This is a genomic window from Bradyrhizobium sp. WSM1743, assembly GCF_000473065.1.
Classification (GTDB): domain Bacteria; phylum Pseudomonadota; class Alphaproteobacteria; order Rhizobiales; family Xanthobacteraceae; genus Bradyrhizobium.
In genome coordinates this window covers 1-21,529 of the sequence record NZ_AXAZ01000100.1, presented here as the reverse complement: position 1 = coordinate 21,529, position 21,529 = coordinate 1, and the positions used below count along the sequence as shown (strand labels likewise).

Here is a 21,529-nt window from a genome sequence, read left to right as displayed (position 1 = left end):
CGATGTCACGGTTTGACCGGACCTGCCTCGTGTGAGCCCTGGACCGCCGCCAGGCGGGCGTCGTGGCCAAGCATGTGGAGTTTGCGGCTGAGATGATGGGCGCCAACGCAGGCCTCCATACCGATCATGCACGGCGGCAGGTTGGCGAGCCGCGTTTCCACCTGGCCACGCGACCATTTCTGCCGCAGCACGATCGCACCACGCTGATCGTGCCCCACGACGTGGAACGAGTTCTTGCCGATATCGATACCGATCACGGCGATCGCTGCGTTGAGTTTCTGAGACATGGCCTGCTCCTTGTCTTCGCTGCCCCCGCCAGCTTCTCGCGCTGGTAGGGCCGGAGCACGGCCGGACCATCCCATTAGCCGACTTCGACGCTGCCTCCAACGCTCCATTAAGCAGTGATCCGAGTTCGCGCGCTAAGTTCACAAGAGCGCAGAGAGAATTAGCCACTCATCTGCTCGCCCAACTAACCCGGTCAGCACTGCTGACCAGGGGTTTTTCCGGCACGAAATGGGCCACCGACTGCTCCGGCTCTGACTTGCTCGGACACTAGACGCGTGCCGCCGCGGCCGCCGCCCCGTCACTCCGACTTTGGGGGCAATACGACCTTGCTCGTTTCGTTCGCGCCTGCCGCTACCTCATCGGGTTTACGGCGCTGCCGTCGGTAGCTCGTTGTTGGGCCAGTATGTATGCGACGCCTATTTATGAAAAGCAGGTCGACCTCGATGAGCGTTGGAAAGGCGTAGTGCGTGGGAAGGACCGCGTTTATGGCAAAGCCTCGTTCATCGTAGAATCTTACGGCTTCTCCCAGGCTCGGTTGGTCTTGATACAGCGGAGCAATTGCCACTTCGGATTGAATGCCGCAAAACTCCGAGAGCGTCTCGCCGGCTCCTGCAGCAACGGAGAGGTCGTGCCCTTGCGTGTCCATTTTTAGGAAGGCACGCCGGAACCCAAGCTCTTTCTGATAGTCGCGAAAGTAATTATCGAGCGTATCCGTGTCGACGCCGATTCTTTCCGATGCGGTTATATCCCGCTCAAACACGCCACCGGGGAGCGGCGTGTGCAGGGACGATAGGGAATGGGACGATGCCACGTTAAACTCGACATGCCGCGGCGTGGAATCCAGTGCAACGCTTTCGATATACCAATTAGCATCGTGAGCGGCCTTTTTGCGCAGCGTCTTTGCGAGTCGCGGGATAGGCTCAAACGACACAATCCGACCGTTGTAACCGATAGATCTCAGCAGCTCGGCATATTGCCCCTCGTTTGCGCCAACGTCGAAAACGCAATCGATGTCGAGATAGACAAGCAGTTCGCGGAGCGCATGCTTCTCATGCAGCAGGGGGAAGCGATGCGCATGCGCGATTCCGATGGACATCTTGTTGAAGGCGATGTCTTGCAGGATACGCTTAAAGGTCCCCAACATGAATTCCTCCCAAAATAGAGAAATTGTGAGCCTGGCCAAGCGGAAGAAATTGCGGGCCGTGGTCGGCGACGGGTCCGAGACCTTGGAGGTCCCGCACCCAAAAGCTACTCAACCAGCTCGGCTGTCGGTTTGGGAGCTAGTTGACCACAATGCCGGGCGAAGAAGGCGAAGGCTATATCGGCACTCAAGCGCCAAACCCACGCGCCAGCCACCCACGCCAGCCCTGCTGACCGAAGTAACGCACCGGGCGGCCACGCTGGCAAGCCAGCGGCCAGTTGATCCGGATGCAGGTCTGCTTCCATTGCGGGGAGCCGATCGGCGACCACGACGAGCTAAAGCCCTGCGGCGCGGCCAAACAGCGGTTCGGTCGCGTTCTAATACAACGCAACCGCAATCCGTTTGTCTTTCCGCCAGACCACTGCGCAACGTCGTCGATCACCGTCGGGAAGCACAGTCAGGGCAAACTCCTCGGGAATATTTTGAGCTTCACGAACGTCCAGCGCGGCGCCGAACTGGGATATGCTTCGGATCGTGCAATCTCTTTGCGATCGCCCAAAACTGATTAGACCGAGACGTAATGAACGGCAGTTCTTCTTGTACATGTTTCCTCCACAAAGTCGAAAATCCTACTTTGCAGTTTCAAGCCGATCCCGGTGCAACGCGCTTCGCGCAGCAGTCGGTCCGTCAAAGCCTTCGCAGGTGCGATCCAGTGGGATCCGATCATCGGACCATTCAGAGCCTGCGGTCAGATCCGAGGAGATACGCCCAAGTCCTTTGAATCGAAGTTGAGGCCCAGCTTTCCGGCACCCGGTTGCTTCGTAGTCAACTTTGCTCCGCATCCACAAATAATGTTTAAAATAGTCGATTATTAATTTTAAATAAAGATATTTAATTTAAAACAGGGATTATTTAAAGCCTTGAGCCAAGGGGACTCCTGCGGCAGATCTAGTGCAGGAGCACATCGTGTGCAGATCCTGATTTCAACTGGCGGCAAAACGTGAAGTTCGGAGAAGCGCTCACACCCATTGCAATAGGTCAGTGTCCCATTCCTGACTATTCAGATCGGCGCGCGAGCCAATCTGAATACAGTTGCTGGTTGCATCGCTGCTCGCGAATATTAGTATCGCTCCCCTTTCAGCACGAACGGTTAGTCGAAGCCGCGATTTGTAGGCCCACTGGCGCGCTTCGCGCCCACAAGCACGGCGGACCAGATCAGCGGCGATGGTAAAGGCTCCTTCCTTTCGAATGTCGCCTTGTGGCCCGACTAGGACTCTCCGGCGATGCTCGCTGTGCGCCGCAGTTAGAGGCATAGCGGACATCTCTGCGCCTGATCCAAGCCGCCCTCAATTATAAGTAGACGCCTCAGGGGATTGGGATCACGGACGGGCGTTCGCGTCATCCGACGAGCCGCCCGGCGTCCCGCCCGCCCGGTTGCAGGCCCGGTAGAGCCACGGCGCGACGCCCGTTATCCCGTTGGGCGGATCAGGCTCCTAACCAATTTCGCCTTTCACCTAGTCGTGAGTTGGGTCTGCTGCCTGCGCGGGTCTACATCAAGGGTGGGTTGATCGAGACGGTCTCTCGCGCCACGAGCGCCACAGGAGCAGGCCGACAGTGCCAGTGCCCGACGGGGCCAGCGCCGACAGTGCCAGCGTCCTTGCGGCCAGAGAAAGCGAGCATCAACCTCCGCGCCCCACGCGGCGCAAGCGCTTGCGCCCGCGAGTCGGGCGCGGTTGTTTGATAGGCCGTTTTCGTCTGATGATCCTGTAGGCCTTCGCGAGCCGCTTGCGGGTGGTGCGACGTGATGGCGCCTGAGCGCGCGCACCACGCCTATGTGAGCTTGTCATGAGCGAAAGCATCTCATCGGTATTGCTCGATGCGCACCGCGCAAGGAGCCAAGGCCTCAACGCTATCGCGCAGCGACAACGCGCCCGGCTTGGCGAGGCCGTCGCCTTCGCTCGCGCCAACTCGTCCTATTATCGCGAGCTCTATCAGGGTCTGCCGGAGCGGATTGAGAGTTCGTCCGTGCTGCCGGTGGCTAATAAGCAAGAGCTGATGCGTCATTTTGACGACTGGGTCACCGATCGCGAGGTTAGTTTCGCGGCAGTGCGAGCGTTCGTCGATAACCCTGAGCTGATCGGGCAACGCCTCCTTGGCAAATATTCAGTGGCAACCACCTCCGGCACCACCGGGACACCTGGAATATTCCTGTTGGACAAGCACAATTGGACGGTCACACTCGCTTTTTCGCTGCGCATGATGATCGGCGCGCTTAGCGGCAGCGAGATATTTCGTCTCCTCGTCCGCGGCGGCCGCGCGGCCTCGGTGCTGGCGATGGGGGGCCACTACATCGGTGCAACCAGCTTTGCTGCGATCCGCACAAAATGGTCGGCCCGACGATTCCGGGCGCTCGCGGCGCAGGCGCCGTTGCGGAATCTGGTCACCGAACTCAATCGGTTCCACCCGGCTCTGCTTATCGGATACGCCGGCGTCATGGCACTATTGGCCATCGAGCAGGATGCCGGTCGCCTGCATATTCGGCCGGTGCTGGTTCTTCCGACTTCGGAAGGGCTTCCGCAGGACGGATACGACCGGATCGCAAGGGCATTCCACGCCAAGGTCCGGACCGTTTACGTCGCGACGGAATGCCTGTTCATGGCTACGGGCTGTGAACACGGTTGGCATCACGTCAACAGCGATTGGGTGATTCTCGAACCCGTCGATGCGAGCTATCAGCCGGTTCCGCCCGGTGAGGAGTCGCATACGGTCCTCGTGAGCAACCTCGCCAATCGCGTGCAGCCGATCCTCCGCTACGATCTCGGCGACCGCATCCTGCAACGACCTGATCCCTGTCCTTGCGGCAACCCGCTTCCGGCGATCCGCGTGCGGGGCCGCGCTGCCGACATCGTCACGTTTCCAACCGAACGCGGCGAGAAAGTCGCAGTGCCATCGCTCGCGCTTGAGATCGATCATGTACCCGGCGTGGAGTTGTTTCAGATCGTGCAGACTGCGCCAACACAATTGCGCGTTCGCCTCCATCCCGCAGCCGACGCTGACCCAAACCGGGTTTGGCGGGCGGTGCATTCCGAATTGACCAAGCTGCTGAATGAGCATGGGCTTGGTCAGGTGTCTGTTGAGTTGGCCGCCGAATCACCAGTCCCATCTTCTGCCGGAAAGTACCGCACCGTAATCCCACTGGTTCTGAGCGCTTGAAGACGCCGATGGGTGGACAACGATTATCGCCTCCGCCTCAGCGCACCACTCTCGCCGCCTCGAGCAGCCGCTCGCTCGCTGTTGCCGTCGCGAGCACCATGCCGTCATCGGCCATCAGCTTGGCCTCGACGAAGGCGATGGTCTTGCCGAGTTGCGTCACGGTCGCCTCGCCGAAGATCGGCCCGGGCTTGGCGGGGCTGAGGAAGTTCACGGTCATGCTGATGGTGGTGGTGTAGAGCCGCCCCTCGCTCATCACGAGCACGGCGGGACCCATGGTGTCGTCGAGCATGGCCGAAAGCATGCCGCCCTGGATGAAGCCCGCTGGATTGCAGAACTCAGGCTTGCCGTCGAAACCCAGCCTGATCCAGCCTTCCTCCGGGCGGGCATCGAGCAGGCGCCAGCCCAACAGTTCGGTGCAGGGTGGTCTCGGAAAGTTGTCGAGCGCGGTCTTGACCATGCGAGCCTCCATCGCGCCGTGATAGCGCAGCGCTGCTGCCAGCGTGCTGTCAGGAGGACGAGGCCGCTGAAAGGTCGAGCGCATGCGCGATGACCTTGCGCATGACGTTGGGCAGCGCCTCGTCGGCGAGGGTCGCGATCGGCACCCAGCGCATGCCCTCAGGCGCGCGGGTGCTGGCTTCCACCTTGGCGGTGTAGACCACCAGCTCCAGCGGAAAATGCGTGAAGACGTGGGTAACCACACCCCCCTTGCGCTGCCAGCGCGACAGCCCCTTCAATTCCGGTGCCTGCTGCTTCGCGGCCGCATCCTCTTGTCCGGCGAGCCAGTCCGAGCCCGGCACTTCCGTCATGCCGCCGAGCAGGCCCTTTTCGGGCCTTGAGCGGACGAGCAGCTCGTCGCCACGCGTGACCACGAAGGCGGCGCCGCGCCGCAACGTGCCGCTCTTCTTCGGCGCCTTGCGCGGGAACGTCTCCTGGGTGCCTTGCGCACGCGCCGTGCAGTCCTCGTTCAGCGGACACAGCGAGCAGGCCGGCTTCTTCGGTGTGCAGATCGAGGCGCCGAGATCCATCAGCGCCTGCGCGCTATCGCCGGCGCGGGTGTCGGCAAGCAGCGTCGCCGCAAGCTGCTGAATCAAAAGTTTTGCTTGCGGCAGCTCCTCCTCGACTGCGAACAGGCGCGACACCACCCGCTCGATATTGCCGTCGACCGGCATGGTGCGGCGGTCGAACGCGATCGCAGCGATCGCCGCCGCCGTGTAGGGCCCAATCCCCGGCAGTGCGCGCAGCCCCTCTTCGGTATCGGGAAACACGCCGCCGTGCTCAAGCGTCACCGCCACCGCGCAGGCATGGAGATTGCGTGCGCGCGAATAATAGCCGAGCCCGGCCCACATCCGCAGCACGTCATCCAGCGAAGCCCGCCCCAGCGCCGTGACGTCGGGCCAGCGTGCGACGAATTTTTCAAAATAGGGCCCGACCGCCTTCACCGTGGTCTGCTGGAGCATGATCTCCGACAGCCAGACGCGATAGGGGTCCGATATCTCGCCGGGCCCCGCACGCCAGGGCAGACGGCGGCGGTGGCGGTCGTACCATTCCAGGAGCGCCAGCGGGCGCGACGACATCTCCGCCTGATTGGGTTCCGATTTCGCCTTCAATGCGAGTTTAGGGCTCATGCTCTCACTGTAACGGCGTCACGCCGATCTCTCCACGTCATGCCCGCGCTCATCGCGGGCATCCACGTCTTTCTTCGCCAGAGAACGTGGATGGCCGGGACATAGGCGAGCGGAAGCGACGCCGTCCTCGGCTATGCCGGCCATGACGACCGGGAGTCTGTGGCCCGCCCTTCGAAGTGCTATAAGGTCTCCATGTCCAAATTCCCCCCCAAACCCGGTCCCCTCAGCGCCAAGCCGCTCGGGATCCTGCTCAACGACGTCTTTGCGGAGGCCTACGCCAAACAGGGCTTTGCCGCGCGCGAGCTGGTGACGCGGTGGGCGCAGATTGCGGGGCCGGAGATCGCGGCCCATGCCGAGCCGCTCAGGATGCAATGGCCGCGCCCGGTCGAGGGGCAGCCGCAGGAGCCGGCAACCCTGGTGCTGCGGGTCGAGGGGCCGATGGCGCTGGAGATCCAGCACTCAGCCGACGTGATCCTGGAGCGGGTCAACCGCTTCTTCGGGTGGAGCGCAGTCGGCAAGCTGGCCTTCCGCCAGGCCCCCCTCTCGCGGCCGAGGGCCCGGAAGCGACCCGGCCCGCCGGACCCCAAGGCGGTCGCCAAGGTGGCGGAGAGCCTGACCGACATCGAAGATGAACAATTGAAGACGGCACTGGCGCGGCTCGGGGCCGCCATCAAGCGAAATTGAGCCTCAATTCGCGGCCAATCTGGACCCGTCCTTGCGGCCCGCCATTGCCTCAGGCGACGTTTCGAGCTAGCGACAGGCCGCCCGAGCGGGAACCTTGACCCGTTCCTTTGGGCGAACCTTGCCAATCCCGGGAGCCGACCTTGATCATCACCCGCCGCGCCTTCACCACGATGCTGTCGCTGACCGGGCTTGCCGCGGTCGCCGGGCTCTCACCGCTGCGGTTCATCTCGGAGGCCATGATCCCTGAAGCGATGGCGCAGTCTGCTGCGGATGTGGCGAAGCCGGTGTCGCTGCCCGACATGGCGCTCGGCCCGAAGGACGCCGCCGTCACCATCACCGAATACGCCTCGATGACCTGCCCGCACTGCGCCGCCTTCAACGAGCAGGTGTTCCCGAAAATCAAGAAGGAGTACATTGACACCGGCAAGGTGCGTTACATCTTCCGCGAGTTCCCGCTCGACATCAAAGCCGCCGCCGGCTCGATGCTGTCGCGCTGCATCGCCAAGGACGACGCGCCGAAATACTTCGCCGTCACCGACATGCTGTTCCGCCAGCAGAACGACTGGGTGACGAAGAACACCACCGAGACCCTGACGCGGATCGGCAAGCAGGCCGGCCTCACCCAGCAGCAGGTCGAGGCCTGCCTGAAGGACCAGGCGCTGCTCGACAAGATCGCCGCCGACCAGAAATATGCCAGCGACGTGCTCAAGGTGGATTCGACACCGACCTTCTTCATCAACGGCGAGAAGATCAAGGGCGAGGCCTCGTTCGAGGAGTTCGCCAAGAAGATCAACCCGCTGCTGAAGAGCTGATTCGCTCGTCAAGATCCTGATTCGCATCTCGAAAGCCGTAGCTTTCCTGGCATAAATCCCTTGGGAAAAGCGGCTTTCGCCGGTTGCCCTCGCGGCGCACCGCGGCCATTGTCCAGCCGCATGAGGCGCCTCGCGCGACTCGCCCGGATAGCGACATTGCCTTCCACGGTATTGTCCCGGCAGGGGGATTCGCGCCTGCCAACAGAGATGCGTGCTTATGAAAATCACCCGCCTGCGACTTCACGGCTTCAAGTCCTTCGTTGAGCCTACGGACTTCGTCATCGAGCCCGGCCTGACCGGCGTGGTCGGCCCCAACGGCTGCGGCAAGTCGAATCTCGTCGAAGCGCTGCGCTGGGCGATGGGCGAGACCTCGTACAAGTCGCTGCGCGCCGCCGACATGGACGCGGTGATCTTCGCCGGTTCCGGCAACCGCCCCGCGCGCAACCACGCCGAAGTGACGATGACGATCGACAATGCCGATCGCACCGCGCCGGCGGCGATGAACGACAGCCAGATTCTCGAAATCTCCCGCCGCATCGAGCGCGAGGCCGGCTCGGTCTATCGCATCAACGGCCGCGACGTGCGCGCCCGCGACGTGCAGATCCTGTTTGCGGATGCCGCCACCGGCGCGCGCTCGCCGGCCCTCGTCCACCAGGGCAAGATCGGCGAGATCATCCAGGCCAAGCCCGAGCAGCGCCGCCGCGTGCTGGAAGATGCCGCCGGCGTCGCCGGCCTGCATGCCCGCCGCCACGAGGCCGAGCTGCGGCTGAAGGCGGCCGAGACCAACCTCACCCGCGTCGAGGACGTGATCGGCCAGCTCGCAGGGCAAATGGAAGGCCTGAAAAAGCAGGCCCGCCAGGCCGTGCGTTACCGCGAGGTCGCGGCGAAGGTCCGCAAGGCCGAAGCCACCCTGTTCCATCTGCGCTGGATCGGCGCCCATGCCGACGTCAACGAATCCGGCCAGACCCATGATCTCGCCGTGCGCGAGATGGCCGAGCGCACCCAGCACCAGGCCGAAGCCGCCCGCATCCAGGCGATCCGCGCCGCCGAGATGCCGGCGCTGCGCGATGCCGAAGCGCGCGCCGCCGCCGGCCTGCAGCGCCTGACCAATGCCCGCGAGCAGCTCGACCGCGAGGAGGAGCGCGCCAAGGAGCGCGTCGCCGAGCTCGAGCGCCGCCTCGCCCAGTTCGAGGGCGACATCTCGCGCGCCCAGCAGCAGACCATGGATGCCGACGTCGCGCTGCAGCGGCTCGACACCGAGGACGGCGAGCTGAAGGAAGAGATCAAGTCGCGCGTCGAGAAGCGCTCCGGCGTCGACGAGCGTGTCGCCGAAGCCGAGGCGGTGCTGACCGAGACCGAGCAGCGCTTCGCCGAGCTCACCACCGCGCTCGCCGACCTCACCGCCAAGCGCCACCAGCTCGAGGCCAATGTCCGCACCCACCGCGACAAGCTCGCCCGGCTCAACCAGGAGATCGCGAACGTCGCCGCGGAAGAGCAGAAGCTCGCCGAGGAGACCGGCGGCTTCGGCGATCTCGACGAGCTGACCGCGCTGGTCGAGACCGCAGAGCAGACGCTGGCAGCTTCCGAAGCCGCAGCGCAGGCGAGCGAAGCCGCGCACGTCGCGGCACGCCAGACGCTGGAATCCTCGCGCTCGCCGCTGGTCGAAGCCGACAAGCGCGTGCAGCGACTGGAGACCGAAGCGCGCACGATCTCCAAGATCGTCAACGGCGAGACCAAGAATCTGTGGCCGCCGATCATCGACGGCATCACCGTCGACAAGGGATTTGAGAAGGCGATCGGCGCCGCGCTCGGCGACGATCTCGACGCGCCGATCGACCCGTCGGCGCCGATGCGCTGGACCAATGTCGGCCACACCGAAGGCGATCCGGAGTTGCCCGAGGGCGCCGTGCCGCTTTCCAATCACGTGCAGGCTCCGGCCGAGCTGGCGCGCCGCCTGGCGCAGATAGGCGTGGTGCCGCGCGAGCGTGGCGCCGAGCTGGTCTCGCAGCTCAAGACCGGCCAGCGGCTGGTCTCGCCCGAGGGCGACGTCTGGCGCTGGGACGGCTTTGTCGCCGCGGCTCACGCGCCGACCGGCGCCGCACGGCGCCTTGCCGAACGCGCCCGTCTCGTCGACATCGAGAACGAGCTGGAGCAGGCCCGCATCGACGCGCAGATCAATCGCCAGGCGCTGGAGAATGCCGAGTCCGAGCTGCAGATGGCGGCGAGCACCGAAGGTGCCAACCGCGAAGCCTGGCGCGCAGCGCAGCGGGAGCTCAACGCCGCGCGCGAGCGCCATGCCAATGCCGAGCGCGAGATCAGCCGCCACGCCGCGCGCAAGGCGACGTTGTCGGAAGCGCATAGCCGCCTCGCCGCCGACCGCGCCGAGGCCGAGGCCGCCTACGAATATGCTGCAGCCGGAATCTCCGAGCTGCCGTCGAGCGAGGACACCGAGACCCAGCTCGCCGCCGTCCGCAGCGACATCGAGGGCCACCGCCGCATGGCCGCCCAGGTCCGCGCCGAGGCGCAGGCACTGGCACGCGAGGCCGAGCTCGCCGACCGGCGCGTGCAGGCAATCCTCGCCGAGCGCACCGAGTGGCAGAACCGCAAGGAGAGCGCGGCCTCCCACATCGACACCATCCAGGCCCGTATCGCCGAGCTCACGATCGAGCGCAGCGAGCTCGAGAACGCGCCGCAAGTGTTCGCCGAGAAGCGCAGCGCTCTGATCACCGAGATCGAATACGCCGAAAACGACCGCCGCATGGCCGCCGACGCGCTCGCCACGGCGGAAAGCGCGATGGCGGAGACTGATCGCGTCGCCAAGCTGACGCTCGAGGCACTCTCCAGCGCCCGCGAGGCCACCGCGCGCGCCGAGGAGCGCATGGAAGGCGCGCGGCGCCGGCTCGAGGACATCGAGCGCGAGATCCGCGACATGCTCGAGGTCGAGCCGCAGGCGGTTGCCGGCCTCGCTGAGATCGAGCCGGGCGCGGAGCTGCCGCCGCTGCACGACATCGAGGAAGACCTCGAAAAGATGCGCCGCGACCGCGAGCGCCTCGGCGCCGTCAATTTGCGCGCCGAGGAAGAGCTGCGCGAGGTCGAGACCCAGCACACCGGCCTCGTCACCGAGCGCGACGACCTGGTCGAAGCCATCAAGCGGCTGCGCCAGGGCATCCAGAGCCTCAACAAGGAGGCCCGCGAGCGGCTCCTGACCTCGTTCGAGGTCGTCAACAACCACTTCAAGCGCCTGTTCGTCGAGCTGTTCGGCGGCGGCGAGGCCGCGCTGCACCTGATCGAGAGCGACGACCCGCTGGAGGCCGGCCTCGAGATTATCGCCAAGCCGCCGGGCAAGAAGCCGCAGACGCTGTCGCTGCTCTCGGGCGGCGAGCAGGCGCTGACCGCGATGGCGCTGATCTTCGCAGTGTTCTTGACCAACCCTTCGCCGATCTGCGTGCTGGACGAAGTCGACGCACCGCTCGACGACCACAACGTCGAACGGTACTGCAACCTCCTCCACGAGATGACCGGCTCGACTGACACGCGCTTCATCATCATCACGCACAACCCGATCACGATGGCGCGGATGAACCGCCTGTTCGGCGTCACCATGGCCGAGCGCGGCGTCTCCCAGCTCGTCTCGGTGAGTCTGCAAGAAGCGGTGGACATTCTCGACCAAAACGTGGCGTGAGATTTTTGGCCCGTCATTCCGGGGCGATGCGTAGCATCGAACCCGGAATCTTGCGTTACAATCTCTGGATTCCGGGTTCGCGCTGCGCCCCGGAATGACGTGAGGTTGTCGATGATCTCCCCCACCCTCCCCGCCGAACTGAAAACAGCCCTAGACGGCAAGCTGCAGGGCTTCTCCCGCACCGACGCGGCACAGCGATCGCAGAAGATCTCGACCGCCTATCGCGCCGGCGGCGGCTCCGGCACGATCAAGTCGGAGGCCGATGCCCTCGCCTACGCGCTCGCGCGCATGCCAGCGACCTACGCGGCGGTGACGGCCAGCCTCAATGCGCTCACCGAGATCGCGCCTGATCTCGCCCCGGAGACATTGCTCGATGTCGGCGCAGGTCCGGGCACCGCGAGCTGGGCCGCCGCGGAAGCGTTTCCATCGCTGCAGGATTTCACCCTGCTCGACGCCAACGCCACGCTGAGCCGGCTCGCGCTCGAACTGGCGCGCGACAGCTCGCGATTGACGGAGTGCCGCTATCTGCCTGGCGATGCCGGCAGCAATCTCGCCCAGGTCTCGCCAGCCGATCTCGTCGTCGCGAGCTACATCATCGGCGAGCTCGATGAGGCCGATCAGCGCAAACTCACCGAGGCGATGTGGGCGAAAGCGCGCCACGCGCTTGTGGTGATCGAGCCTGGCACGCCCGCTGGCTATGCCCGCATCCTCGCCCTGCGCCAGCAACTGATCGCGTCTGGCGCGCACGTCGCCGCACCCTGTCCGCACGAAAGGCCCTGCCCGCTCACCGCGCCCGACTGGTGCCATTTCAGCCAGCGCCTGCCGCGCTCGCAGGCGCATCGCCAGATCAAGGGCGCCGAGGTGCCGTTCGAGGATGAGCGCTTTATCTACGTCGCCCTGACCCGCGCGTCGCCTGCGACGCGCGCCGCGCGCGTGCTAGCGCCGCCGGATGTCGGCAAGGTCGAGATCGCGGCGAAGCTCTGCACGGAGGCTGGGGTCGCGCTGACGAAAGTCCCGCGGCGCGACAAGGCGGCCTATGCCGACGTCCGGCGCTGGCGCTGGGGCGATGCGATCATGTCCGAAAGTTAATTTCGCCGGCGGTGCTTCCCTTGAACTCGGATGGTTCCTCATCCGACCAAGTCTTACCTCCCCTCTGCGCCGGGCTCTTATCCTGCGCCAATTTGGTCTACCCTAGCGCCCGCCTTCTTCCCTCTTCAGGAGTTCTCCATGTCGACCGGCTGGATCGTTCTCGGCGTCATCGTCGTCCTCGTGCTCCTGGCGTTCGGCGCCTACAACCGCCTGGTGGCGCTGAGCCAGCGCGTCGGCCAGGCCTTTGCCGATATCGACGTGCAGCTCAAACAGCGCCACGACCTGGTCCCGAACCTGGTCGAGACGGTGAAAGGCTATGCCTCGCACGAGCGCGGCACGCTCGACGACGTCATCAAGGCGCGCAATTCGGCGATGTCGGCGCAGGGGCCGGCGCAGGTGTCTGCGGCCGAGACCCAGCTCTCCGGCGCGCTCGGCCGGCTGATCGCGCTGTCGGAGGCCTATCCCGACCTCAAGGCCAACGCCAATTTCCAGCAGCTCGCGAGCGAGCTGTCGGACCTCGAGAACAAGATCGCGGCCAGCCGGCGTTTCTTCAACAACGCTGTCCAGGAATACAACACCGGCATCCAGCAGATGCCCGCTGCGCTGTTCGCCGGCATGTTCGGCTTCACCAGGAAGGACTTCTTCGATCTCGGCACGAGCCGCACCGAGGTCGAGGCGGCGCCCCAGGTGAAGTTCTGATTTTGAGCGTGCGCAACAGATGCTGTCATTCCGGGGCGATGCGCAGCATCGAACCGGGAGTCTCATCCAGATCACCAATCTCTGGATTCCGGGTTCAGGCCTCCGGCCTGCCCCGGAATGACGGTGATTAGGAAGCAGCCATGGCCGCGTATGGTCTCTACACGCACATTNCCTCGAACAAGGCTCGTTCGATGCTGCTGCTCGCCGGCCTGTTCATGCTGGTCTACGTGCTGGTCTATGCCGGTGCGCTGGTGGCCGAGGTCGTCATCGACGGCAATGGCACGCTGGCCTACTATCTGAGCCGCGCCTTCGCCGACCTGCTCAAGGCTGCCCCCTTCGCGACCCTTGCGGCGATCGCCTGGATCGCGATCGCCTATTTCTTCCACCAGTCGATGATCGATGCCGTGACCGGCGGCCACGACGTCACCCGGCAGGAGGAGCCGCGGCTCTATAATCTGCTCGAAAACCTCTGCATCTCGCGCGGCATCACTATGCCGAAGCTGAAGATCATGGAGAGCCCGGCGCTGAACGCATTCGCGACCGGCCTCAATCCGCGGCAATATTCCATCACCGTCACCACCGGTCTCCTCGACGCGCTGAACGACAAGGAGATCGAGGCGGTGCTGGGCCACGAGCTGACCCACATCAAGAACGGCGACGTGCAGCTCATGGTGGTCGCCGTCATCATCGCCGGTGTGGTCGGCTTCTTCGGCGAATTGTTCTTCCGCCTGTTCACGAACTTCGACTGGAGCCCGAGCTCCGGCGGCTCATGGTCCTCGGGCTCCTCTTCGTCGTCACGGTCGTCCTCGTCGTCGAGCGACAGCAAGAGCTCCGGCGGCGGTGCGATCATCGTCATCATCATTGCGGTCGTGCTGATCGTGCTGGCCTGGCTGCTGTCGCAGGTGGTGAAGCTCGCGCTATCGCGGTCGCGCGAATATCTCGCCGATGCCGGCTCGGTCGAGCTGACGAAAGACCCCGATGCCATGATCTCGGCGCTGCGCAAGATCGAGGGCCGCGGCGAGCTGCCCGGCGCGACCTCGGCCGTGATGGAGCTCTGCGTCGACAATCCCCGCGAAGGCTTTGCCGATTTGTTCGCGACCCACCCTTCCGTTCAGTCCCGGGTCGACGCGCTGGTCAAGTTCGCCGGCGGCCATGACCCCGGCCCGCTGCCGCTTGACGATGAGACCGAGGCGCAGGCCACCGCGGAGGACGCCCCGCCGCCACTGCCCAAAGGTCCCTGGAACAGTACCGGGAGGCCAGGTGCCGCCGACCCTGCGCCAAGCCCCTCCGGAACCGCAATGGGCAATCCAATTGGTCCTTGGGGCCGGCATTGAGCGCGTGATTTGCCGCGACTCGCGCCAGATTTCGCGGCGATTGGGAAAAACTCGGAGAATTGCCGCAACTGCCCCACCAGGAATTGAATTCTCCCTTGTTTCTGCCATGTTCGCGCCCAACAGCAGACTTGGTGCATCGATTTGGGGCCCGGCCGATTGCGACCTCGCGATCGGGGGCGCGTTAGGGGACAGCAATGGCAAAGCCGGCAGTGGTTGTGGTGGGCGCGGACAAGGGCGGGGTCGGCAAGACCACGGTATCGCGCACCTTGCTCGATTATTTCTCAGCCAACAACGTGCCGACGCGCGCGTTCGATACGGAGTCGCCGCGTGGAACGCTGAAGCGCTTCCACCCGGAGATCACCGAGATCGTCGACATGATGACGACAGCCGACCAGATGAAGATCTTCGATACGCTCAACGCGGCGAGCCCGTCGGTGACCGTGATCGACGTCCGCGCCGGCCTGCTCTCGCCGGCGCTGGCCTCGCTGCGCGACATCGGCTTCCTCGACGCCGCCAAGGCGGGACAGATCACCTTCGCGGTGTTCCACATCCTCGGCCCCTCGATCGCCTCGCTTGACGAGATCGCCGAGACCGCGGGCTTCATGGCCGGCGCGAAATATTTCCTGGTGAAGAACTTCATCAACGACACCCAGTTCTTCCAGTGGGACCAGTCGACCTACAATTCCTACTTCCACCGCATCAAGGACGCCACCGAGCTGACCATCCCCAAGCTCAACGAAATGGCTTATGAGCAGGTCGAAGTTTCGTCCGTCCCGTTCCTGAAATTCGTCGCCAACAAGGGGATGAACGACGAAGCCGCCAACTACTCCTTCGTGCTGCGCGGGTATGTCCGGCATTGGCTCGCCAACGTCTGGAGCGAGTTCGACCGCATCCGGCTGACCGACATCGTCGGCTCCAAGCTCGCGGCCCGCACCAGCGAAAAATAGTTGCGCACTCTGGGCGATTACGGCTGGATTGGGCGGTGAGTTCGCTCAGATAATAGTTCGTGATGCCCGCGACGCCCGTCTACATCATCTGCTCGCCCCGCCCGCAGGTCGGCAAGACCCTGCTGGCGCGGCTATTGAGCGAATTCCTGCTGCTCAAGAACGGCAACGTCGCGGCCTTCGACGTCAACCTGAAGGAGCCGTCGCTGCTGGATTACCTGCCTGGCATCACCGAGACCGCCGACGTGATCGACACCTACGGCAAGATGCAGCTGATGGACCGCGTCATCGTCGACGATGGACTTGCCAAGGTCATCGACCTCGGCTTCCACGCCTTCGACGAGTTCTTCAAGATGACCGAGGAGATCGGCCTGCTCAAGGAGGCGGCGCGCCGCCATGTCGCGCCGCAGATCCTGTTCGTCGCCGACACCGACCGCGTCTCGGCCCGCGCCCACGAGATGCTGCGCGGGCAGATCCCACGGATGAACCTGATCACGGTCGACAACGAATATGTCGTGCGCGGCGAGCTGCCCGCCGCGATGGCGGGCGGCCGGCTGTTCCGCCTGCCCGCGCTGCCGGGCTTTCTCAAAACCTATATCGACCGGCTGACCTTCTCCTTCACCGGCTATCTGCGCCAGGAGAAGGACTCCTCCACCGAGCTGCACCAATGGACCCGGCGAAATTACATCGCGTTCCGGGAGCTCGAGCTCAGCCTGATCCTGCAGCGGTCTTAACCGTCGTTCCGGGAAGGCCGAAACCCAAGAAGCCAAGGCGACTTCAGATTCTAAGCTTGCTGAGAAGCCTCCAAGGACACGGCGATTACATCAAACAGCTCAATGTTGGCTCGAATTCCCAGCACAAACTCGCTGGCATCCCCTCCTCCGCCGTATAATCGACTTCCGTAAACAAGCTGATCAAACGGCTCATTCCCGCCCAACTCGAACGCAAATGTGGGATCGTCCGCGTGGAAAATCCGAAACGTCAATGGCATCTGGGTACAAAAAGGACTCCCCCCGAGGTCAGTGCCGATCTCGAAGACGAGGCCGCAGCCTAGATCCTTGTGCCAACGATTGCGCCGGCGCTTGAATCCGTGCGCCGAGCTAAACTCTTCAATGAAGGGAAGGACATCCCGTTTCCTTCCCGTCCAACCTGCCGTCCGAATTCCTAAGCGCTCGCCCTCCCGCCTCTTCTGCATCCTGATGAATGCTGTTTCACCATTGGCGAACTCCTTATCAAACCAGGTTTTCTTCATGTGCTCGAACAAGCATCTCACGAGCGGAGGATATTTGAATGGAGGCTCTTTGAAATCCATGGCTACGAAGAGCTCATCCAAGAATGCAGAACGGTATTTCGGTTCAATGCCAAAATACCTCATCTCGGAATGCACTTTTCCTGCGCACCGCATCGTCTCCAACGCGACTTCATCCCAGTATCGGGTGAGCACATCCACTTGGTTTTCACCGCAGAACTCAATCATTCGATTCTGCCATGCTCTGTGAACTACAAAGCCGCGCGCCTCAAAGGCCAGCTGTGTCGAAACACGGCCCGGCCAGTTCGCCAGCACGGTGAGAAGAGGATGATCTTCTGTCACAACATCTCACCGCAAGAGGAAGGACTAAGACGTCATGATGGTCGTCCCGGCGAAGGCCGGGACGACAAGAAGTCAGTGCCCCTCGAACGTCATCAGCGTCCGCACCGGCACGTCCATGGCGCGCAGCTTGGCGGCGCCGCCGAGCTCTGGCAGGTCGATGATGAAGCAGGCGGCGACGACGTTGGCGCCGATCTGACGGAGCAGCTTCACCGCGCCTTCCGCGGTGCCGCCGGTGGCGATGAGGTCGTCGACCAGGATGACGCGCTCGCCGGGCTGGATCGCGTCGACATGCATTTCCATCTCGTCGATGCCGTATTCGAGCGAGTAGGCGATGCGCACGGTGGTGTGCGGCAGCTTGCCCTTCTTGCGGATCGGCACGAAGCCGGCCGAGAGCTGGTGCGCCACCGCACCGCCGATGATGAAGCCGCGCGCCTCCATGCCGGCGACCTTGTCGATCTTGTTGCCGGCCCAGGGATTGACCAGTTCGTCCACCGCCCGGCGGAACGCGCGCGCGTCCGCGAGCAGGGTCGTGATGTCGCGGAACATGATCCCGGGCTTCGGATAGTCGGGGATGGTGCGGACGCTCGCCTTGATGTCGTGGTCAAAGGTCATTGGTTCTCATCTCAGTTGTCATTCCGGGGCGATGCGTCAGCATCGAACCCGGAATCTCGAGATTCCGGGTCTGGTGCTGACGCACCATCCCGGAATGACGAGGTGAAATAGCCTGCACTCATTTCGCCCCCGCATCCAGCCGGAAGGCGTTTTCAACGATCCTCAAGCCCACCTCGCCGCCGAGCGACATCAGCGATTCCGGGTGGAATTGCACGCCGGCGACCGGGAGGGTCTTGTGCTCCAGCGCCATGGCGACGCCGTCCTCGGTGCTCGCGGTGACATCAAGCACGTCCGGCATGCTGTCGCGCTCGACATAGAGCGAGTGATAGCGGCCGATGACGATCTCGTTCGGCAAATTGCGCATCAGCCGGCCGCCGCGCACCTGGACCCGCGAGGGCCGGCCGTGGGCGGGATGGGTGAGCTGGCCGAGCTCGCCGCCGAAATATTCGCCGATCGCCTGGACGCCGAGGCAGACGCCGAACACCGGCAGCTTCTGCTCCAGCGCCGCATCGATGGTCTTCCTGATCCCGAAATCCTCAGGACGCCCGGGGCCGGGCGACAGCACCAGCAAATCCCACCTCCTCTGCTTGAGCATGTCGAGCGCATGCACATAGCGGACCACGGTGACGGCGGCGCCGACCTGACGGAAGTAGTCGGCGAGCATGTGCACAAAACTGTCGTCGTGGTCGATCAGCAGCACCTGCTTGCCCGAGCCGGTCGCGTCGGGCGCGAAGGTCGACAGCGGTTTTGGCGGATCGCCACGCAGCGCCTGGAACAGCGCAGCGGCCTTGACCTGGCATTCGCGATCCTCGGCTGCGGGATCCGAGTCGAACAGGCAGGTGGCGCCGACGCGCACCTCTGCGAGGCCATCCTTCATGCGGATGGTGCGGATGGTGAGGCCGGTGTTGATGCTGCCGTCGAAATTCACCGCACCGATCGCACCGGCATACCAGCGCCGCGGCGAGCGCTCGTGGTCCTCGACGAACTGCATCGCCCACAGCTTTGGCGCGCCGGTGACGGTGACCGCCCAGGCATGGGTGAGGAAGGCGTCCAGCGCGTCGAAGCCGGGGCGCAGCATGCCCTCGACGTGATCGACGGTGTGGAACAGCTTTGAGTAAGTCTCGATCTGGCGGCGCGCCAAGACCTTGATGGTGCCGGGGACGCAGACACGCGCCTTGTCGTTGCGGTCGACGTCGGTGCACATGTTGAGCTCGAACTCGTCCTTCTCCGAGTTCAGGAGCTGGCGGATCTGCTCGGCATCGCCGATCGCATCAAGGCCGCGCGCGATCGTGCCCGAGATTGGGCAGGTCTCGACGCGGCGGCCGTCCGAGCGCACGAACATTTCCGGCGAAGCCGAGACCAGGAATTCGCCTTCGCCGAGATTCATCAGCGCGCCATAGGGCGACGGGTTGATGACGCAGAGGCGCTGGAACACCTCGGCCGGCGAGCGGTCGCAGGGCTCGGCGAACAGCTGGCCCGGCACCGCCTCGAACAGATCGCCCCGCGCGAAGGCTGCTCGTGCGGTCTCGACGGTGGCCTGATATTCGCCGGGGGCGTGATCGGCAAAGCCCTGGCGCGGCGTCTTCAGGTACGGGCTGTCGGCGGTCTCGCGCGGCAGGCCTTCCGTCGATTTGCCCTTCCAGGCGAAGTCGTAGGAGAGCACCACGCCGCGGCCGGTGGCGCGGTCATAGGCGAGCAGGCGATCGGGCACGTACAGCACGATGTCGCGCTGGTCGGCCTCGCGCGGGCGCTTCTGCACGAGGTCCTCGATCTGGAACACGAGATCGTAGGCGAAGGCGCCGAACAGGCCGAGCAGCCCGTCATCATTGGCGGAGAAGGCGGCGACGAGATCGCGCACCAGCGACATCACGCTGGCACGCCGCGTGCGCTGGTCTTCCTCGACCGGCGCATCGCCGCGGATGATGTGGCCGGCAAGGCGCGTCGCCGACTTCTCGGAGATGACGACGCAGGGTTCGCTCAGCACGTCGCCGAGGAAGGCGATCAGAACTAGCCCACGCTCGTTCAGCGCTTCCAGCTTGAAATTGACGCCTGATGTCTCGAGCTTGAGCGGCGGATCGGAAAAGCCGAGGTCAAAGCTCTCGTAGCGGCCGGGCACGGTCGTGCCCGAGGACAGCACCACGCCGCGGCGGCGGTCGAGCAGGCTCACGAGATCGTCGAGCCTGTTGGCGCCGCCGGTGAACTGCTCCGCCACGCGCGTGATCGCAAGACCCGCGCGGGTCGCGTACTCACTTCTGGCCGGAAGGGCAAAGACGGTCCTGTTCATGTGGTCCTCTTACGAAACTTGCCGAGGGAACGCCACACAGGACAAACGATCGGGCCGCCGCACTGCATGGGCGACCTCAGACGATTTGGGAAAGGTAAATCGCACCGGCCACCTCGTCAGGAGGTGCGCCACCAAAGACGGGCTGGGCGGACGGCGGTGCTCATGGGGCGGATACTCACCATGGCGCGGGGGCGGCGTCAAGGGCGGCTGGACCAACCTACCGGCTGGGCGGCATATCCTCAAACTGATCTTCTGACTCTGCCATGATGGCTCCAGCTCCGTTCCACCGGGACAGAATAGCAGAACGCAAGCAGTATGGGTGGTCTGCACGCAGGCGAAAAGTCGCTCTCTCGGATACGGGCCGACCGCCGCTACCCCAGATGCTTCCGAAAAAACTCCATCGCCCGGCCCCAGGCGAGCTCGGCGGCTTCGCGGTCGTGCACCGCCTGGCGTTGCTCGTTGACGAAGGCGTGCTCGGCGTCATAGCGGAACAGCTCCAGCGACTTGCCGGCGGCCTTCATGGCTTTCTCGAAGCCAGTGACCAGCTCCGGCGTGCACCAATCGTCCTTGTTGGCGAAATGAGCCTGGAGCGGGATCTTGACGTCGGCGGGCTTGGCCGCCTGCTCGGGCGGGATGCCGTAGAACACGACGCCGGCCGCGAGCTCCGGGATCTTGGTCGCACCGATGATGGTCACGGCGCCGCCGAGGCAGAAGCCGGTCAGCCCGACCTTGGCGCCATTCCGCGACAGATATTGCGTGGCGCCGCGCACGGTCTGCGTGGTCGCGTCCATGAAGTCGAGCGAGTTCATCTCCTTGTTGGCGCTGTCCGTGTCGTGATAGGGCACCACCTTGCCCTTGTAGAGATCGGGCGCCAGCGCATCGAAGCCGGCGAGCGCGAAGCGGTCGCACAGGCCCTTGATCTGATCCGACAATCCCCACCATTCCTGGATCACGACCACGCCCGGCGCATTGCCGCGCGCGGCATTGGCGAGATAGCCCGAAGCGTCCTTGCCGTCGGGGCGCTTGAAGGTGATGGTGGTTCCCATGGGGTCCTCCGATGAGTTTCTGGGGGAGCGGTTGAGGGTATTTTGGCGATTGAGCGAGCGATACGCAATCGCGCCAAACAACACGCTCTCGTGCCCCGGATGCAATGCAATGCGCCGCCCTTCGCGGCGTAGTGCATTGCTGATCCGAGGCCAGCCAATGCCCACTGGGTCCCGGCTCGCGCTTCGCGCGTCCGGGACACGGGTCAATCGGGATAGGGGGAAGCCTCGCGGCTTCTCCCCTCCCACACCACCGGACATACGGGTCCGTATCCGGCGGTTCGGTAGATTATGCTGGTTGCTGTGCCGCGACGGAAGCCAAGCCGAGTGCCCTGAAGAACGCGATTGGCATGGCGATGGTGAGCGCGGGGCTGTTCGCGAGCCGCCAAGGGCCATGTGGGTTGCCGACGGTTTGTGCCGCCAGATTCCGGCCGACGCCGCGACGTCGCAACTCGGCGAAGCGGGTGCTCCCACGCTTCCATTGCTTCCAG

The 21,529-nt window shown here is 64.3% G+C and carries 17 protein-coding genes and 2 pseudogenes; 9 read left to right on the top strand and 10 right to left on the bottom strand.

Features of this window, described 5'->3' with window-relative positions; translation table 11 throughout:
- Positions 1–50: 50 nt before the first annotated feature.
- From YU9_RS0135675 to YU9_RS43575, 3 genes and pseudogenes are all read right to left on the bottom strand, one after another.
- Positions 51–287: pseudogene (locus YU9_RS0135675) on the bottom strand (IS110 family transposase); the annotation flags it as partial.
- A gap of 296 nt (positions 288–583) precedes the next feature.
- The gene (locus tag YU9_RS43580) at positions 584–1,429 is read right to left on the bottom strand and encodes an FkbM family methyltransferase (RefSeq protein ID WP_156952317.1); all 846 of its coding nucleotides are present in this window, start codon (positions 1,427–1,429) and stop codon (positions 584–586) included.
- A 374-nt stretch (positions 1,430–1,803) separates the two neighbouring features.
- Positions 1,804–2,031, bottom strand: coding sequence for a hypothetical protein (locus tag YU9_RS43575; protein ID WP_036018973.1), 228 nt, complete (start codon positions 2,029–2,031; stop codon positions 1,804–1,806).
- Positions 2,032–3,271: 1,240 nt separating this feature from the next.
- Between YU9_RS43575 and YU9_RS0135665 the strand changes: the two genes are divergently transcribed.
- On the top strand, positions 3,272–4,639 hold the full coding sequence (locus YU9_RS0135665; protein ID WP_027577024.1) for a coenzyme F390 synthetase: 1,368 nt from the start codon (positions 3,272–3,274) through the stop codon (positions 4,637–4,639).
- Positions 4,640–4,676: 37 nt separating this feature from the next.
- Here the strand turns inward: YU9_RS0135665 and YU9_RS0135660 are convergent, their stop codons facing one another.
- Together YU9_RS0135660 and mutY are read right to left on the bottom strand one after the other, a co-directional pair.
- Positions 4,677–5,096: a PaaI family thioesterase gene (locus YU9_RS0135660; RefSeq protein ID WP_027577023.1), complete on the bottom strand. Its 420-nt coding sequence runs from the start codon at positions 5,094–5,096 to the stop codon at positions 4,677–4,679.
- Positions 5,097–5,145: 49 nt separating this feature from the next.
- A complete protein-coding gene (gene mutY, locus YU9_RS0135655) occupies positions 5,146–6,264 on the bottom strand; it encodes an A/G-specific adenine glycosylase (protein ID WP_027577022.1) in 1,119 nt (372 codons plus the stop codon).
- Positions 6,265–6,456: 192 nt separating this feature from the next.
- Here mutY and YU9_RS0135650 point away from each other — a divergent pair, with 192 nt between their 5' ends.
- The 8 genes from YU9_RS0135650 to YU9_RS0135615 all read left to right on the top strand — a co-directional run bounded on the left by YU9_RS0135650 (position 6,457) and on the right by YU9_RS0135615 (position 16,242).
- Entirely contained in the window at positions 6,457–6,948 is a 492-nt protein-coding gene (locus YU9_RS0135650; protein ID WP_027577021.1) for a DUF721 domain-containing protein, read from the top strand.
- A gap of 140 nt (positions 6,949–7,088) precedes the next feature.
- Entirely contained in the window at positions 7,089–7,760 is a 672-nt protein-coding gene (locus YU9_RS0135645) for a DsbA family protein (protein ID WP_027577020.1), read from the top strand.
- 217 nt (positions 7,761–7,977) lie between these two features.
- A complete protein-coding gene (smc, locus tag YU9_RS0135640) occupies positions 7,978–11,442 on the top strand; it encodes a chromosome segregation protein SMC (RefSeq protein WP_027577019.1) in 3,465 nt (1,154 codons plus the stop codon).
- A 111-nt stretch (positions 11,443–11,553) separates the two neighbouring features.
- Positions 11,554–12,531, top strand: coding sequence for a small ribosomal subunit Rsm22 family protein (locus YU9_RS0135635; protein ID WP_027577018.1), 978 nt, complete (start codon positions 11,554–11,556; stop codon positions 12,529–12,531).
- Between the two features lie 138 nt (positions 12,532–12,669).
- Positions 12,670–13,230 carry a LemA family protein gene (locus tag YU9_RS0135630; RefSeq protein WP_027577017.1) on the top strand — a complete coding sequence of 187 codons (561 nt, stop codon included), beginning with the start codon at positions 12,670–12,672 and terminating at the stop codon, positions 13,228–13,230.
- Positions 13,231–13,370: 140 nt separating this feature from the next.
- Entirely contained in the window at positions 13,371–14,564 is a 1,194-nt protein-coding gene (locus YU9_RS0135625; RefSeq protein ID WP_027577016.1) for a M48 family metallopeptidase, read from the top strand.
- Between the two features lie 194 nt (positions 14,565–14,758).
- Complete coding sequence (locus YU9_RS0135620; protein ID WP_027577015.1) at positions 14,759–15,511, top strand: hypothetical protein; 753 nt, start codon at positions 14,759–14,761, stop codon at positions 15,509–15,511.
- Positions 15,512–15,573: 62 nt separating this feature from the next.
- A complete protein-coding gene (locus tag YU9_RS0135615) occupies positions 15,574–16,242 on the top strand; it encodes a hypothetical protein (protein WP_027577014.1) in 669 nt (222 codons plus the stop codon).
- Between the two features lie 50 nt (positions 16,243–16,292).
- Here YU9_RS0135615 and YU9_RS0135610 read toward each other — a convergent pair whose 3' ends face one another.
- The 5 genes and pseudogenes from YU9_RS0135610 to YU9_RS49615 form a co-directional block, all read right to left on the bottom strand.
- Positions 16,293–17,099: a hypothetical protein gene (locus tag YU9_RS0135610; RefSeq protein ID WP_027577013.1), complete on the bottom strand. Its 807-nt coding sequence runs from the start codon at positions 17,097–17,099 to the stop codon at positions 16,293–16,295.
- A gap of 72 nt (positions 17,100–17,171) precedes the next feature.
- Positions 17,172–17,711: an adenine phosphoribosyltransferase gene (locus YU9_RS0135605; protein WP_018323310.1), complete on the bottom strand. Its 540-nt coding sequence runs from the start codon at positions 17,709–17,711 to the stop codon at positions 17,172–17,174.
- A 118-nt stretch (positions 17,712–17,829) separates the two neighbouring features.
- The gene (locus YU9_RS0135600; RefSeq protein WP_027577012.1) at positions 17,830–19,995 is read right to left on the bottom strand and encodes an anthranilate synthase component I; all 2,166 of its coding nucleotides are present in this window, start codon (positions 19,993–19,995) and stop codon (positions 17,830–17,832) included.
- Positions 19,996–20,366: 371 nt separating this feature from the next.
- On the bottom strand, positions 20,367–21,041 hold the full coding sequence (locus YU9_RS0135595; RefSeq protein WP_027577011.1) for a dienelactone hydrolase family protein: 675 nt from the start codon (positions 21,039–21,041) through the stop codon (positions 20,367–20,369).
- A gap of 286 nt (positions 21,042–21,327) precedes the next feature.
- Positions 21,328–21,529, bottom strand: a pseudogene (locus tag YU9_RS49615) (group II intron reverse transcriptase/maturase); the annotation flags it as partial.